This window comes from Neobacillus sp. 114, from assembly GCF_030127045.1.
GTDB classification, from domain to species: Bacteria; Bacillota; Bacilli; order Bacillales; family Cytobacillaceae; genus Neobacillus; species Neobacillus rhizophilus.
In genome coordinates this window covers 4,581,474-4,594,843 of record NZ_CP126144.1, presented here as the reverse complement: position 1 = coordinate 4,594,843, position 13,370 = coordinate 4,581,474, and the positions used below count along the sequence as shown (strand labels likewise).

The 13,370-nt window shown below is 40.8% G+C and carries 13 protein-coding genes; 7 read left to right on the top strand and 6 right to left on the bottom strand.

Translation table 11 applies throughout. The features are described 5' to 3' along the window. Positions 1-74: 74 nt before the first annotated feature. The 4 genes from QNN06_RS22380 to QNN06_RS22365 form a co-directional block, all read right to left on the bottom strand. Positions 75-335 carry a hypothetical protein gene (locus QNN06_RS22380; protein ID WP_249366982.1) on the bottom strand — a complete coding sequence of 87 codons (261 nt, stop codon included), beginning with the start codon at positions 333-335 and terminating at the stop codon, positions 75-77. A 326-nt stretch (positions 336-661) separates the two neighbouring features. Next, positions 662-2,317 carry a b(o/a)3-type cytochrome-c oxidase subunit 1 gene (locus QNN06_RS22375; protein WP_213120415.1) on the bottom strand — a complete coding sequence of 552 codons (1,656 nt, stop codon included), beginning with the start codon at positions 2,315-2,317 and terminating at the stop codon, positions 662-664. Next, positions 2,317-2,793, bottom strand: coding sequence for a cytochrome c oxidase subunit II (locus tag QNN06_RS22370; RefSeq protein ID WP_213120416.1), 477 nt, complete (start codon positions 2,791-2,793; stop codon positions 2,317-2,319). The genes QNN06_RS22375 and QNN06_RS22370 overlap by 1 nt, the downstream gene beginning before the upstream one ends. Positions 2,794-2,815: 22 nt before the next feature. After that, positions 2,816-2,965, bottom strand: coding sequence for a cytochrome c oxidase subunit 2A (locus QNN06_RS22365; protein WP_213120417.1), 150 nt, complete (start codon positions 2,963-2,965; stop codon positions 2,816-2,818). Positions 2,966-3,621: 656 nt separating this feature from the next. Between QNN06_RS22365 and QNN06_RS22360 the strand changes: the two genes are divergently transcribed. The 5 genes from QNN06_RS22360 to QNN06_RS22340 all read left to right on the top strand — a co-directional run bounded on the left by QNN06_RS22360 (position 3,622) and on the right by QNN06_RS22340 (position 11,094). Then, positions 3,622-4,713 carry a type III polyketide synthase gene (locus tag QNN06_RS22360; protein ID WP_213120418.1) on the top strand — a complete coding sequence of 364 codons (1,092 nt, stop codon included), beginning with the start codon at positions 3,622-3,624 and terminating at the stop codon, positions 4,711-4,713. Beyond that, positions 4,710-5,279, top strand: coding sequence for an isoprenylcysteine carboxyl methyltransferase family protein (locus tag QNN06_RS22355; protein ID WP_213120419.1), 570 nt, complete (start codon positions 4,710-4,712; stop codon positions 5,277-5,279). Before QNN06_RS22360 ends, QNN06_RS22355 begins: the two co-directional genes overlap by 4 nt. Positions 5,280-5,604: 325 nt before the next feature. Then, positions 5,605-9,282: a dynamin family protein gene (locus QNN06_RS22350; RefSeq protein WP_284035970.1), complete on the top strand. Its 3,678-nt coding sequence runs from the start codon at positions 5,605-5,607 to the stop codon at positions 9,280-9,282. Positions 9,283-9,303: 21 nt separating this feature from the next. Continuing rightward, entirely contained in the window at positions 9,304-10,131 is an 828-nt protein-coding gene (locus QNN06_RS22345; RefSeq protein WP_213120421.1) for a sulfurtransferase, read from the top strand. Positions 10,132-10,200: 69 nt separating this feature from the next. Then, on the top strand, positions 10,201-11,094 hold the full coding sequence (locus QNN06_RS22340; RefSeq protein WP_284035969.1) for a 5'-3' exonuclease: 894 nt from the start codon (positions 10,201-10,203) through the stop codon (positions 11,092-11,094). 98 nt (positions 11,095-11,192) lie between these two features. Here QNN06_RS22340 and sspL read toward each other — a convergent pair whose 3' ends face one another. Further along, positions 11,193-11,333: a small, acid-soluble spore protein L gene (gene sspL, locus QNN06_RS22335; RefSeq protein ID WP_213120425.1), complete on the bottom strand. Its 141-nt coding sequence runs from the start codon at positions 11,331-11,333 to the stop codon at positions 11,193-11,195. A gap of 82 nt (positions 11,334-11,415) precedes the next feature. Between sspL and QNN06_RS22330 the strand changes: the two genes are divergently transcribed. Together QNN06_RS22330 and QNN06_RS22325 are read left to right on the top strand one after the other, a co-directional pair. After that, positions 11,416-11,907: a divergent PAP2 family protein gene (locus QNN06_RS22330; protein ID WP_213120426.1), complete on the top strand. Its 492-nt coding sequence runs from the start codon at positions 11,416-11,418 to the stop codon at positions 11,905-11,907. 41 nt (positions 11,908-11,948) lie between these two features. Continuing rightward, the gene (locus QNN06_RS22325) at positions 11,949-12,218 is read left to right on the top strand and encodes a DUF6123 family protein (RefSeq protein WP_213120427.1); all 270 of its coding nucleotides are present in this window, start codon (positions 11,949-11,951) and stop codon (positions 12,216-12,218) included. A 111-nt stretch (positions 12,219-12,329) separates the two neighbouring features. On the opposite strand, the gene QNN06_RS22320 is transcribed toward QNN06_RS22325, so the two are convergent. After that, positions 12,330-13,250, bottom strand: coding sequence for a DMT family transporter (locus QNN06_RS22320; RefSeq protein WP_213120428.1), 921 nt, complete (start codon positions 13,248-13,250; stop codon positions 12,330-12,332). Positions 13,251-13,370 lie beyond the last annotated feature (120 nt).

Below are 13,370 nucleotides of genomic sequence, written 5' to 3'. Positions count from 1 at the left end.
GCACTCGCTTTCCGCGGGGAGCTCCTGGAGCCTCCTCGGCGCTGAAAGCGCCTGCGGGGTCTCCAGTGACCTCTCTATCCCGCAGGAGTCGAGTGCCCTCCGCTCCAATCAACAGGGAGGCAAATCAACCTAAGTATTGAAACACACATTTTCCATTCTTGATAAGTGTGTTTCAATCTTTTCATATTTTGGCAGTCTGGAGTAAGAAGAGCCTGTTCTCTTACATTAATCAATCCCCGCAACTGGCAATAGCGAAGCCCATGATCATCTGGAACCAATTTTTTAATAGAAACAAATTCATATTCACTTTGGCTATACTCTTTTGGCTTAAACATTAAATTCAACACTTATATTATTGGAGTTGAAGGACTAAATTGAATACACCTGTTGATTGGCGCGGAAGGCACGAAGACTCCTGCGGGAGTACGGGGCAGGGGAGACCCCGCAGGAGCGAAGCGATGAGGAGGCTCCCCGGCACGCCCGCGGAAAGCGAAGTGCCTGGAGCGGCAATCAACAGACTTGTTGAGAATCATTTATATTAGTAATATTATAAAAAAATTAACGTGGTGAATTATAAAAGAAAATAAGCAAAAATAAAAGGCTGTCGATAGTTTCTCGACAGCCTGAGGGCTTCAATCGTTTGGATTGAAGCCTTTTGTCATTACCACGTCTTAAATCCTTTGGATCCAGGTGGTGCATTTTGAATGATATCAATGAATGGTATTGTGTAAGCGAACAGGATTAAGGCAGCAGTTATGCCAAGCCATAATTTCCAGTTTTCAAATACCATTGGTGCTTTTTCCTGCAGATTTTCTGCTTCGCCGACAGGGAATTCTTCTTCACCTTTTGGTGCAAAGAAGGCAAGATTAATGAAAATAACTAATACTAATATTATGCCAAGGAATAAAATCGTTCCGCCAACTGCCTGGGCAATTTGGTAAGGAATCCACTCAAGCGCCTGCTTGGAGTCACCATACGTGGAGAATGCAGAACGTCTTGGTCCGCCAAGCAGTCCTTGGAAGTGCATTGCACCGGACATGAATGCCATCCCGATAAACCATACCCATGCTTGGATAATACCTAATTTGTTCATCGCTTTAGTCAGCTTGCGGCCTGTTAAGTGCGGCACGAGCCAATATGAAATTCCGAAGAATGTCAGTACGACGGAAGTTGCTGCTGTCAAATGGAAGTGTCCTGTTACCCAGATGGTATTATGGACAACCTGGTCCATTTGGTTGGAAGCATTGATGATACCTCCGGCACCGGCAGGAATAAATGAAGCCATACCGATGAATGGAACTGTGAAACGGGCATCATTCCAAGGAAGCACTTTAAACCAGCCAAATAAACCAGTAGCTCCTTTAGAACGGCCATATCTCTCAAACGTTGCGAACAGAGAGAAGGCTGTCATTAAGGACGGGATAATAACCATGAATGTTAAGATAACCTGAATAAATTTCCAAGCCGGATCAATACCCGGTTCTGTCAACTGGTGGTGGAAACCAACCGGAATTGAGAAAAGCAAGAATAAGATAAAAGATAAACGAGCCAAAGAATCTGAGAAAATTTTTCCGCCGATAATTTTTGGGATAATTGCATACCAGCACATATATGCAGGCAATAGCCAGAAATACACTAGCGGGTGACCGAAATACCAGAATAACGTACGGCTGATTAGAACATCAACAGTATCTACTAAACCTAAAGACCAAGGTAGCAATTGGAATAGAACAGTTGCAGCAACCCCTAATGTAGCCACAATCCACATCACCGTATTGATAACAGCCATAAAGCTTAACAACGGGCTTGGCTTGCCAGGGTTATTTTTCCGCCATTTTGCATAGGTCATAATTTGTGCGGCGCCATCAACCCAGCTGCCGACAACCACAAAGGTTAATCCTAAATAAAAGATCCAGTGTGCTTTAAGTGGTGCATAGAATGTATAAAGTACAGATGCTTCATTTAATAGAATCATCGTTCCGGACATAAGGGTACCGGCAGTCATTAACCAGAAACCAATCCAGCCGGTGCGTCGGGCTGCCGGAGAATGTGTTCCCGCAGTTCTGGATACAGCCGCATATTGAAATCCCATGATAAAGAATGTTGTTAAAACTAGCCCCATTAAAACACCATGCGCTGTTAAAATTTGATAGTAGCCAATTCCCCAAGGCAGTTCAAATTTTCCGGAACGGACAAGGGTTTGTAGTAATCCCATCAGACCACCGAGAGCGAGTGCTCCGAAAGCCACAAAGAAATGCGCCATGGATAGCTTCGCGTCACGTGGGTCAACCTTTACTTTAGCTGCTGTGTTAACCATTATTTAACCACCTCAATCTTCGAGAACATTAAATGGTGCCCTGTACCACAATATTCGTTACAAACAACTAGAAATTCGCCGGCCTTGTCAAAGGTTGTTGTATACTCGCTGACATAGCCCGGTTCAAGCATCATATTGATATTGGTACCGGCCATTTCAAAACCATGGACAACGTCCTTGGTGGTAGCGATTACTTTCACCTTTGCTCCAAGCGGAACCTCAACCTTTGCTGGGTTATAAGAGAAAGCAGATGCGACAAATACGAGTTCATAATCCCACTCTTTGCCTTCAACCTTATGAAGTCCCGGCTTATCGAAAGGTTTTGTGGTATCAACTTTTTCCGGATTTATTGTAGTTAAACAGCTTGCTGGTTTGTTGCCAAGGTAAAAGGCACTGACACCGACTACTGTTAAAAAGACAACGAGACAGCCAATTCCAAACGTCAGCCAGATTTTTTCAAATTTATGCATATGCATATGTAATTCCCCCCTTTATTTCCTAAAAACGGTCTACGAACAGATAGTAAACTGAAACCCATGAAACAATGATAAATAGCCCCAGAATGAATACAGACGCCAGTGTCCCCTTTAAAGAAGAACTGTCTTCAATCTCTGTTTGGTGCTTTGTCTTTAGTTCCGCCTTTGCCATCCCCCTACACTCCCTTCAGAAAATGAAAAGTAAATAAATGATTTCTCTTTCATAATACAAAACAATTGTGAAAGGAAAATATCAAATTCAAGAATTCACAAATTGTTCATTCCTTAGTTATCTACTATGGTAATGTTAATAAGTTGGTATAACAGTGATTAAAGTCACAATTACCCACCTGTAATTGTGACTAAAGTGTGAAACATCACACCAAGCATGTGATTTAGATAATTGATAATTTGATTACGGAATGATAATCGGCAGTTCATTTTTTGTCACAATTCTCTGTAGGAAAAATATGATAATAATAAAAATCTTTTTCTTTGGAAGTGGTTGGTTTGGAGAAATATTATTGTGACCATTGCTGTCTTTTGTATAATAAGATTGAAAAATGTAAGGTTTGCGGGACGTTGGCGGGAAATAAAATAAAAATTGAGGTTCAAAAGCAACCGGAAAAATAAGAGTCAGGTTAAGTTAGAGAATTGGAAAAGTTTATATAATGAAGGAATAACTATTACAAGATATAATAAACATGCACAACAACAACAACCTTCAAAACGTTTACTTCTCCGAATGGGGAAGTTTTTTTTGTGTCTGGAATAATTTTCTCCAATTTGGCAAAAAATACCCTTACCTTTGGATAAGGAGAATGATGTATGCCTACAATTCTTTCCGTTGCAGAAGTTATTCCTCCATATGAAATTAAACAGACTCAGGCGACAGAGTTCGCCAGGGAATTGTTTTCTGGTTCATTTAAAGAAATTGGGCGGTTATTAAAGGCTTTTGAAAATGGACTTATTGAGAAAAGACATTTTGTAAATCCCGTAGGCTGGTTTCAGGAGAATCATTCCTTTGAGGAAAAGAACAATGTCTACATCGAATCGGCCGTTACCCTCGGGAGGGAGGCAGTTGTAAAATGTCTAGACAACAATCAATTTCTTAAGAAAAAAATTCCTTACGAAGACATTGATGCCATTTTTTATATTTCCACCACAGGGATTGCAACTCCAAGTATTGAAGCACGAATAATGAACCTGTTGCCTTTTCATCTCCACACGAAACGAATCCCAATCTGGGGATTGGGCTGTGCAGGCGGTGCTGCAGGTCTTGCCCGTGCCTTTGAATATTGCATGGCCTTTCCAAAAGCTAAAGTCCTTGTTCTTTCTGTTGAACTTTGCAGTATAACCTTTCAGCAAAATGACCTATCGAAGAGCAATTTAATCGGGACATCTCTTTTTGCAGACGGGGTTGCCTGTGCGTTAATATGCGGTGATTCCTGCGATATCGGGGATTTTCGTTTGAAAAACACATACCCGTCCATTTTAGCGGTTCAATCCGCATTGCTCCCCGATTCTTTGGATGTGATGGGCTGGGATATAAAAAATGAAGGATTGTTTGTCCGGTTTTCTCGTGATATACCAACAATCGTACATAATTGGCTAAAGCCAGTGGCAGAAGAATTTTTACATGTGCATCGGCTTCAAATAGATAAAATAGACTATTTCATTGCCCATCCAGGCGGTAAAAAGGTGTTGGATGCCTATGTTGAATCGCTTGGCATACCTGCGTCGATGACAGACGTTTCGCTCGAAGTGTTAAAAAACTTTGGAAATATGTCTTCTGCTACTATTCTTTATGTGTTGAAACAATATATGGAAATGGATATTCCACGTGGATCAAATGGGCTTTGTGCCGCTCTTGGACCGGGTTTCAGTTCGGAAATGCTTCTATTGAGGTGGTTTGAATGAAGGACTTGCTGCCATTTATTAGCTTTATGGGTTTCATCATTTTTCAGCGTGCAACAGAGGTTTTCTTCGCAAAAAGAAATGAAAAATGGATGAAGAGTAAGGGAGCACTTGAATTTGGCATTGTCCACTACCGCTGGATTGTCCTTATGCATGTATTATTTTTGCTTAGCTTTAGTATGGAAAAGTTCATTTTTAATCACGGGTTATCATCTCAATGGCTGATTATTTTTATTGCTTTTATCTTCTCCCAGGCCTTGAGGATATGGGCACTTGCCTCACTGGGCAGGTATTGGAACACGAAAATACTCGTGCTTCCAAATGCAGACGTTATACGTAAAGGTCCGTACCGTTTTATGAAGCACCCGAATTATTTCGTTGTTTGTGTTGAAATCCTTGTCATTCCTTTGCTGTTTCAGGCGTATTATACTGCCTGTTTGTTTACAGTACTGAATATCATGGTGCTTGCCGTCCGGATTCCCGAGGAAGAAAGGGCGCTTGGATGCTACAGCGAATATGACGGAGTTTTTCATGACTGCCGCCGTTTCTTGCCAAAGTTTGTTAAATAACTGTGACAATAATCTGCAAAGTATTGAAAATGATTATCACCTGTGCTAGAATTTGATTAACAATGAAAGTCATTCTCAACTAAGAGTCTGATTAAGGGAAGGTGTTACATATGACCTATGCTTTCGTCGGCGGAACCATTATAATCTACGCATTTGTCATGAAGCACGTCTTAAAAAATGTCACCCAATAAATATATTTAGCATTAAATGAAGCCAGGGAATATTCCTTGGCTTTTTTACTTTTTAAGTATGTCAAGATAGGAAAAGTTCGAATTATCGTATAAAATAAACATATTATCATGTTGTTTAAGGGGAATTAGTTTAAATGGTCAAAATAGCCGATCAAAATGAAACGATACAAACATTAAAACAAAAAATAATCGCCATATATGAATATTTAATGGAGCAAAACGATGTTCAAAATGCGCAAAAAATTAAGCAGCTTGCTCGAAAATTAGAAAACCGCGAATTCGCGATAGCGTTTTGCGGCCATTTTTCCGCAGGCAAATCAACCATGATCAACCGGGTCGTAGGGGAAAAACTGCTTCCCTCAAGCCCAATTCCGACAAGCGCAAACCTTGTAAAGGTAAAGTCCGGAGAGGATTATGCCAAGGTCTTTTTTAAAAACGAGAAACCAAGGCTTTATTTAGCCCCATATGATTATGAAATGGTCAAAAGGTATGCTAAGGATGGCGATAAAATCGAGGAGATCGAGATCAGCCATAGCGACTCAAACCTGCCTGCCAATACCGTAATAATGGACACACCAGGAATTGATTCAGCAGATGATGCCCACCGCATTGCCACTGAGTCTGCCATCCATCTAGCTGATTTGATCTTTTATGTGATGGACTATAACCATGTCCAGGCAGAGTTGAATTTCCTCTTCACAAAGGAATTGGCGGAAGCAGGTAAAGAGGTTTATTTAGTTATTAACCAAATTGATAAGCACAAGGATGAAGAGTTAAGTTTTGCCGATTTTCAAAAAAGTGTTGTTGATGCCTTCGCCTCATGGGGAGTTAGACCAGCACGGATTTTTTATACTTCACTAAAGGATGAAAAGAACCCTCGCAATGAATTTCAGGCATTACAGAAATTTATTGCGGATAAATTGGCAGCAAAGGATCAATTGCTTGTACCGTCCGTTTTTCATTCGTTGAAAAAAATAACCCAGGACCATATCAGCCAGGCTGCAAAGCAGGAGGAAGAAAAGCTTCTTCCATACCATGAGCTATTAAATGAATTAACGGAGGAGGAAAAAGAGGGTCTGTTGAATTCCTTCCACCAGATTAAAGACAGCTTGAATAGGCTTGCCGGAGGGACGGATGTTAAGGAAAAGTCATTTGATGAAGAAATAGCGCAAATATTAAAGAATGCTTATCTAATGCCTTTCCAGACAAGGGAAATGGCAGAGAAGTATTTAGAAGCATGCCAACCGGATTTTAAAGTAGGCTTTCTTTTTTCAAAGCAAAAAACGCAAGATGAAAAAAATGCGCGACTGGAGAGTTTTTATCAGGATATTCTTGAAAAAACAAAATCCCAGCTTGAATGGCATTTACGTGAATTCCTGCTTCGTACATTAAAGGAAACAGAACTGGACCAGGGCGACCTGCTGGGTATTGCTCAGGGCTATGCCCTTACCGTTCCTAAAGATGTCCTGATCAACACGATAAAGCCTGGTGCCCGCCTATCCGGCGAATACCTGCTTCACTACACAGAAGATGTGGCGAATGAAATAAAACGGATTGCCCGAAACCGACTTGCCGAGTTCAAAGAAAAATATCTAAATGCACTAAAAGATCAGGAGTCAAAATTAAACGAACAATTTGCCAAGGAATTCAGTAAACAGGAACGCTATGTAAATGCCTTAACAGAGCTTGATAAATACGAAGAGGCTATTGTTGCAAAAGAAAACAACCTTATGAACCTATTGAACAATCCGCAAGGACTTGAAGATGGCCATTACCAATTTTTCGACCTGCAGGAAGAGGAATTTGAACTAATTAAATCTGAAGTAGAACCGGATTCCCATAAGCCTGGCACGAAGAAGGAAAGCAAGCAAGTACCTGTACAGATCAGTCTTGCAGAAACAACAAATAAAGGCTCTAAGGGTGAAGGAAACTACGAGGCGGAGGACCGTCTGCAACGCACGATTGACAAGCTTCTCAACGCTTCCAAGCTAATTAACGGTCTGCCGGGCTTTCAAAAGCTGGCAGGTGAATTGGCGGAAAAAGCTGGCCGGCTTGAAACACAAGGCTTTACCGTAGCCTTATTCGGTGCGTTTAGTGCAGGGAAATCGTCCTTTGCCAACGCGCTGATGGGGGAAAAAGTTTTGCCGGTTTCACCAAACCCCACTACAGCAGCAATTAATAAAATAAAACCAGTCACGGCTGAATATACGCATGGGACTGTCCTTGTAAAGTTTAAAGAACGAGACGTAATGCTAGATGACGTCAACCGCTCGCTTAAGGTCTTTGAATTACATGCGGCCGATTTCAAGGATGCCGCTAAAATCATTGAAGGAATCATCTACGAGCAAAGTCAGGAAGGGATCGTTGAGAAGACTCATTATGCCTTCTTACAGGCGTTCCTTAAAGGTTATGCCTCTTTTGTTGAACTGCTCGGAACGGTTAAGGTTACAAGTTTAGACGAATTTCACGATTTTGTCGCCATAGAAGAAAAATCCTGTTACGTTGAATGGATCGAACTCTATTATGACTGCGAACTGACGCGAAAAGGGATTACGCTCGTTGATACGCCGGGGGCGGACTCCATCAATGCCCGCCATACAGGAGTAGCCTTTGACTATATCAAAAATTCAGATGCCATTTTATTTGTCACTTATTATAACCATGCTTTTTCAAAAGCTGACCGGGAATTTTTAATCCAATTGGGACGGGTAAAGGAATCGTTCCAAATGGACAAAATGTTCTTTATTATAAATGCGATTGACCTCGCCGAAGATGAAGAGGAAAAGGAAGCAGTTGTTGACTATGTTTCAGAGCAGCTGGTGAAGTATGGAATCCGGAATCCGCATCTATATCCTTTATCAAGCCTTGAAGCCTTAAAGGAAAAAATAGACTCAGTAGCGGTTTCCAGGTCAGGGATGAGCCAGTTTGAAAATAGTTTTTATCACTTTATTTCAAATGATTTAACGGAAATGGCGATTTCAGCGGCACAGAATGAATTGAACCGTGTCCATGAATTAGTAGAGCGGCTTATCAAGAGCTCGCTGGAGGACAAGACCGTTAAAGAACAAAAACGCCGTGATATTGAAGGACAGAAGAATATGATTCAAGAGCTGTTTGCAAAACAAACGGTCGAATCAATGGAAAACCGCCTGTTCCAAGAGGCTGAGGAATTAATTTATTATATTAAGCAACGGGTTTTCTTACGGTTTAGCGATTTCTTTAAAGAGGCCTTCAATCCTTCAACCTTAAGGGACGATGGCCGCAACTTAAAGAAGGCGCTGCAAATGGCACTTGATGAATTTTTGGAAAGCTTAGGTTTTGATTTTGCTCAGGAAATGAGAGCTACAACGGTTCGAATCGAGCGGTTTATGGAAAAACTGCTTCGGGATTATCAGGCGGCACAAATTCGGATACTTCTTGACGTCAATCAAGACCTGTCCTTTTCACCATATGAAAAAGGAACAGCAGAAGAAATAGACTTTCCAATAGCGTTTGAAACCATGGAACAGCAAGCTTTTGCAAAAGCAAAATCTTATTTTAAAAATCCAAGGTCCTTCTTTGAGAAAAATGAAAAGAAATGGATGAGCGATGAACTTAATCAGGTATTAAGTGGGCCAGCGGATGACTATTTGCAAATTCAAGGCAGTCGCTTAAAAGACCATTATGCAAGGAATCTAAACAATGAATTCAAGCTTCTTTTAGCGCAAATGAAGGATCAGACCGATGATTTTTATTTAAGTTTATTGGCAGCATTAGAAGGCGGAGTTTCAACCGAAATTTTAACAGATATACTAAAGCGGCTTGAAAATTAGGAGAAGCGGGGGAGAATCCCAATGAAAAATATTGTTGCGAAGGAATGGTTGGAACAAAATTTAGACATCGACACAGTCAGAATTGTGGATTGCCGATTTTCCTTGGCTGACCCACAGAAGGGAAAACAGGAATATTTAGAAGGACATTTGCCGGGTGCTGTTTTTTTCGATCTGGAAAAGGATTTATCAAGCCCTGTTCAAATTCATGGCGGACGCCACCCATTGCCTGACTTGCAGGAATTAGTAAGCAAGCTTGAGGAGGCAGGGATTGATGAGACGACAACAGTCGTGGCCTATGATCAGGGAGAAGGCGCATTCGCCGGACGTTTTTGGTGGCTCTTGAAGTACCTTGGACACGAAAAAGCATATGTTCTAAATGGCGGATTTAGGCAGTGGGCAGAGGCTGGACTGCCAATCTCAGCAAGTATTCCAACATTCACTAAAGCTCAATTTCAGCACCAATTAAAACCAGAATTATTGGCATCCGTCGACGAAGTGAAAGAGGCTGCAGCAGGAAAAAAGGAAAACATAGTTCTGATTGATTCCCGTGAAGAAAAACGCTATTTAGGTATTGTCGAGCCGATTGATAAGAAGGCAGGGCATATTCCGGGGGCCATCAATAAGCCATATACGGAAGGATTTGCAGGAGGCGAATACAAATCCGTCGAGGAACAGAAGCAGCGGTTTTCTGACGTGAATCCTGAACAGGAAATTATTGTTTATTGCGGTTCCGGAATAACAGCAACCCCCAACTTCCTGGCCTTAAAGGAAGCAGGATTTCATAAGGTCAAGCTCTATGCCGGCAGTTTCAGCGACTGGATTTCCTATCAGGAAAATAAAGTCGATTAAAATTTGAACCATACCTATGTTATAATGGAAAACGTGTTGTAAAAAAACATCCATAGGAGGTTCAATTTTATGACGAATCAAAAGCCTTCGCTTATGCTTGTCGATGGAATGGCCCTGTTGTTCCGCGCTTTTTACGCAACGGCCGTATCAGGGCAATTTATGATAAATTCAAAAGGGATCCCGACAAATGGGATTCATGGTTTTGTGAAGCATATGTTCACAGCCGTTTCGGCCTTTAAGCCAACCCATCTTGCCGTGTGCTGGGATATGGGCAGCAAAACCTTCCGAACAGAACTTTTTCCTGACTATAAAGGAAATCGCGGCGAAGCACCGGTTGAATTAATTCCGCAGTTTGACCTTGTTAAAGAAGTGGTCGAGTCATTCGATATCCCCAATATTGGTTTGGCAGGGTTTGAGGCGGATGATTGTATCGGTACTATTGCTAATCATGCGAAGGAAGAAGCCCATGTATCCATCTTGACCGGCGATCAGGACATTCTTCAGTTGCTTGATGACAGAATTTCGGTCATTTTAATGAAAAAAGGTTATGGAAATTACTTGGTCCATACACCCCAGACCTTTAAGGAAGAGAAAGGTATTACACCTAGACAAATGATCGACCTAAAGGCATTAATGGGTGATACTAGCGACAATTACCCTGGTGTCAAAGGAATCGGTGAAAAAACAGCTCTGAAACTATTACAAGAGTTTGAACATGTTGAAGGAATTATCTCCAATTTGGACAAACTGTCAAAATCGCAAAAAATAAAAATTGAGCAGGATTTGGACATGCTTCACCTGTCCAGAAAACTGGCGGAAATCAAATGTGATGTTCCGGTAAATTGCAGTCTGGAAAGTGCCAGCCTTAAAATCGAGAAAGAAAAGGCGGAAAATAAATTAATGGAATTGGAGCTTCGCGGCCTTGGCAGGCTTTTCCCTCAGGAGGAAGCGCATATTTCCTAATGATTCTGGTTGTCTCATGTTGAGACAACCTTTTTTTCTTTACCAATTATGATGGAAAAAGGCTGCCGATGGACAGTCTTTTTCCACTTTTTGCCATTTTATATTTTTGTATTTGATTTCTTTGCTCTATTTTCCAGTTTGCTTTTTGGCTCTTCAGCAAACTCGGCATCCTGGCCATATCCTTGTGGATTTACCCCAGGTGCTTTAGCGCCGCGGTTATTGCTTACCTTTTTGGTCATACAAGTCACCTCCACTTTTTTAGTATCTCCATCCGGAATAATTAAACTCATCTTTCTTCACAATAAAGGTAGAGGTGATCAAATGAACAAGGCTGTTTATTTAGCACTTTTAAGCATTGGACTCGCCCAGGGGATGAAAATTCCGATTCATTATTTCAAAAAGAAGGAATGGCGGCCGGATGTCTTTTTTGGAACAGGTGGAATGCCAAGCTCCCATTCTGCAGGAGTCGCTACTTTAACCACCTATATCGGATTAAAAAGGGGATTGCCGACTATTGATTTTGCTTTGTCCCTTATCTACGGCTTAATCGTTATGTATGATGCCCAAGGAGTCCGAAGGCAAACGGGTGAACTGACGTTAAGAGTAAATTCCATGAATGAATTAATTGACAAAATCAATGAAAAAGAAAGTGTAGAGTTTAAAGAAAAGCCGCCAACAAAGCTGAAGGAAGTCCTGGGCCATCAGCCCGAGGAAGTGCTGGGCGGCGCGCTTTTAGGAGTATTGGTCGGGATAATTGGTCATAAATACACAGAAAAAGATAGAAAAATGTCGAAATTTAAGCTAAGATTTTAAAGGGGATATTTCTAGATTTATGGGAGAGGGTTGGATCATCAGTGCGGACGGTTGAGGAATATTTGCATTACTTGAAGGGAAAAGGCTTCCAATTTCAAGAGGATGCAGTCGGCTTTATTTACTTCGGGAAACACTATACAAATGCTTCCGATGAGATAATTAATACAGCAATTGAACTGACCTTAAAAGCACAGAAAAGCTTTGATGGCAGCTTTTATGTTTCCTTACTGGAAACCTTTATCCAAAATCAAATAAACAACAGAAAAGACGCCATCAGTTTTGTGAAAAATCACGAATTGTTGGCAATCTAAAAAAGGAGGCTGACCATTAAAGTCAGCCCCTTTTTTCGCTAATAGGAAAGTATAAATTCAACTACGCCTCATGAACCGTCCTATCGGACTCGCCAATCGGCGAGTTTTCATTTAGCTTCCGATACTCTTGTTTTTTCTCAATATGAAGATTTTCTTGGCCGGCAGTTCAGCGAAAATCATTCCCATAAAAATAAGGATGCAACCAATAAAAGCGCTGGAGGATAAACGTTCCTGAGCCCAAAAATAGCCCGTTATGGCTGCAAAAACCGGCTCCAAGGCAAATATAAGGGCAACCCTTGTTGCAGACGTATACTTTTGAAAGTTTGTTTGAATAAAGAAAGCAATTGCTGTTGCAAAAATACTGGTAATTACTAAAGCGATTAAAACATCTTGTGATAATAAAATGTCAGCCCGAAATGACTTCCGCCAATCTTCAAAAATGAAAGAAGAAATAGTGGAAAGAATAGCAACAGTTGAGATTTGGATAACGGTCAAAAGTAAAGTCGGATATCTGCTTGAGAATTTTCCTGTTAAAATAATATGCATCGCAAAGCTGATGGCACAAACAAAAACAAATCCATCCCCAATATTTAATGCCGATATATCCGTCATGGTCAGCAGAAACAAACCAACAGTCGCTGTAAGAACACCAAAAATCGCGTTTTTACCTGGAATTTGTTTCATTAAAAACATCGAAAATAAAGGGACCAGAACAACACTAAGTCCTGTGATAAAACCGGCTTTCGAAGATGTTGTATACAAAAGGCCGATTGTTTGCGTAACATAACCCAAATAGAGCCAAAATCCAATAAAAACTCCGGAAATAATTAATTTTATATTTATTTGTTTAAGCTGCTTTCTTTCAAATAGGATTAAAGCGAAAATGAGCAAAACTGCGGCAATAAAGAAGCGTATTCCATTAAACGCAAATGGTTCCAAAAAATCTATCGCATTTTGCACTAAAACAAATGTCATTCCCCAAATCATTGTCACTAAAATTAGGCTTAAATCTGCGAACAGTGGTTTTTTCATGGTGCTAGTGCCTCCGTTTTCAAAATTCCCCCATCATAACCTAACTGAAAGTTTATCATATATTACCTATACGTTGCAGGAAAATATTTTCTATGACGCTTCTGGGTATGATATAAATGA